The 1,923-nt window shown below is 47.5% G+C and carries 4 protein-coding genes and 1 pseudogene; 1 reads left to right on the forward strand and 4 read right to left on the reverse strand.

Annotation, left to right across the window (positions count from 1 at the left end; translation table 11 throughout):
* From B3180_RS10425 to B3180_RS10435, 3 genes are all read right to left on the reverse strand, one after another.
* A partial coding sequence (locus B3180_RS10425; protein ID WP_286844383.1) for a SixA phosphatase family protein occupies window positions 1-204 on the reverse strand: 204 nt, incomplete at its 3' end.
* Window positions 201-566: an RnfH family protein gene (locus B3180_RS10430; protein WP_286844385.1), complete on the reverse strand. Its 366-nt coding sequence runs from the start codon at window positions 564-566 to the stop codon at window positions 201-203. The genes B3180_RS10425 and B3180_RS10430, both read right to left, overlap by 4 nt.
* A complete protein-coding gene (locus tag B3180_RS10435) occupies window positions 559-1,002 on the reverse strand; it encodes a type II toxin-antitoxin system RatA family toxin (protein ID WP_054488258.1) in 444 nt (147 codons plus the stop codon). Before B3180_RS10435 ends, B3180_RS10430 begins: the two co-directional genes overlap by 8 nt.
* Before the next feature lie 107 nt (window positions 1,003-1,109).
* Here B3180_RS10435 and smpB point away from each other — a divergent pair, with 107 nt between their 5' ends.
* A complete protein-coding gene (smpB, locus tag B3180_RS10440) occupies window positions 1,110-1,589 on the forward strand; it encodes an SsrA-binding protein SmpB (protein WP_054488260.1) in 480 nt (159 codons plus the stop codon).
* A gap of 15 nt (window positions 1,590-1,604) precedes the next feature.
* On the opposite strand, the pseudogene B3180_RS10445 reads toward smpB, so the two are convergent.
* Window positions 1,605-1,923 (reverse strand): annotated as a pseudogene (locus tag B3180_RS10445) (signal protein PDZ); the annotation flags it as partial.

Here is a 1,923-nt window from a genome sequence, read left to right on the forward strand (position 1 = left end):
TTGTGACAGTAAAATAGAAGCCGTTTGCTGGGCTCGCAGGTAGGGACTGACATAAACACAGTCAACTTCTGGCTGCTTGTCTATCAGCCAGGTCGTTGTTGTCATTACTTCGCGTTCACCGTTGGTTGTTAAACGGCGTTCGCGGTCAGAATAACTGCCCTGTGGGTAATTCGCTTCACCATGACGCATGATATACAGCTTCATTCTGGCTTAGACTCCTCAGCCTGCGCTCGGCGTTTTGCATCAGGTCTGCCGCCGGTAACACGATCAGCACGACCTGACTGCTTGGCTTCTTCCGCACGGCGTTTACGTACAGCCTTGGGATCGGCAATTAGCGGACGATAAATTTCAATGCGATCGCCGTCTCCGAGCTTTGCATCTAATTTCACCGTCTTATTCCAGATACCCACTTTTTGCTGTTCAAGATCAATTTCCGGAAAGTGTTCGAACACATCCGACATTTTAATGCACTCTTCCACCGTCGCGCCCTCTTTTGGGTGCACCGTCAGTAACACCTGCTTTTCGGGCGTCGCATAAGCCACTTCTATGGTTAACTTCTTATCCATGTTGGTTGCCGTACACCTGCTCGGCTCGTTTAACAAAGGCATCGACCATGCGCGAGGTTACCTCACTGAATATTTTTCCGAAGGCCATACCCAGCAAACGACTCGAAAATTCAAAATCCAGCTTAAGTTCAACTTTGCAGGCGTCATCTGCCAGTGGTGTAAACACCCAACCACCGGTCAATTTTTTAAATGGTCCGTTTACTAGGTCCATATCAATACGTTCGGGTTCATGCAGCGTATTTCGGGTCGTAAAGGTTTTACTGATACCCGCTTTACTGATGTCTAGCGAAGCCACTTTTTGCTGGCCAGATGACTCCAGTACACGCGACGCAGCACAACCGGGAACAAACTCCGGATAAGCTTCAACATGATTAACAAGATCAAACATTTGTTTGGCGCTGTACGAAACTAAGGCACTTTTTTGGATACTGGGCATTTTTTTCCCTACAACAAAAATCAACTGCGCAATAATAACGCAACCAGAAACGCTTTGAAGCCCTTAAAGCAATTTTCTTTTCAGTGCGCATAGGTATAATAGCCGCCATGAGTAAAAAGAAACCACAACAATCGTCCAATACCATCGCTCGTAATAAAAAAGCGCGGCATGAATACTTCCTTGAAGACAAGTTCGAGGCAGGTATTAGTTTGCAAGGCTGGGAAATTAAGAGCATAAGGGCTGGCAAGGTCAACATTAGCGACAGCTACGTCATTATTAAAAATGGCGAGGCTTACCTTTTGGGTGCCGAAATTCAGCCACTGAACCAAGCCTCAAGCCACGTTTATTGCGAACCCGACCGCAGCCGTAAGCTGCTTTTAAAGCGCCGCGAGCTCGATAAACTTATTGGCGCTTCAGAGCGTGAAGGCTATTCCATAGTAGCAACAACTATGTACTGGAAAGGTCCATGGGCAAAGGTGGAAGTCTTTTTAGCCCGGGGTAAAAAGTCACACGATAAACGCGACACCATTAAAGAGCGCGACTGGCAACGCCAGAAGGCTCGAATAATGAAGCACTCGGTTCGTTAACCAATCATCAGGTAATTAGGGCAGCTCTGCGTGCCCTTTGCCACTTTGATAGTCAAGCGTAACGACAAAGTGTTTAAAGACACCATAGCCGGCTAGCCCCTCAACCTTAACGCCTCTTATGCGACTGTGTTGAATTTTGTAACGTTCTCCAAAGTCTGCTTCTTCACCGGCAACAGGTACAGCCACATCCACATTCTTCACTTTGAACGGTCCAAAAATAACGGACGGTAAAGTAAAGGTGTCGGTGTAAGCAATACCGTTTACACCGCGTGACATGGTCTTACCCAGCGCAAACTCATCGAGCCATCCCCTGCGGGCTGCAATACCTCGTTTC

Source organism: Idiomarina sp. UBA4206 (assembly GCF_002383015.1).
GTDB lineage: Bacteria > Pseudomonadota > Gammaproteobacteria > Enterobacterales > Alteromonadaceae > Idiomarina > Idiomarina abyssalis.

What these genes read in the sequence shown, in the direction of transcription:
- B3180_RS10430 (WP_286844385.1), bottom strand. Translation starts at nt 566, where the DNA reads ATGGATAAGAAGTTAACCATAGAAGTGGCTTATGCGACGCCCGAAAAG.
- B3180_RS10435 (WP_054488258.1), bottom strand. Translation starts at nt 1,002, where the DNA reads ATGCCCAGTATCCAAAAAAGTGCCTTAGTTTCGTACAGCGCCAAACAA.
- smpB (WP_054488260.1), top strand. Translation starts at nt 1,110, where the DNA reads ATGAGTAAAAAGAAACCACAACAATCGTCCAATACCATCGCTCGTAAT.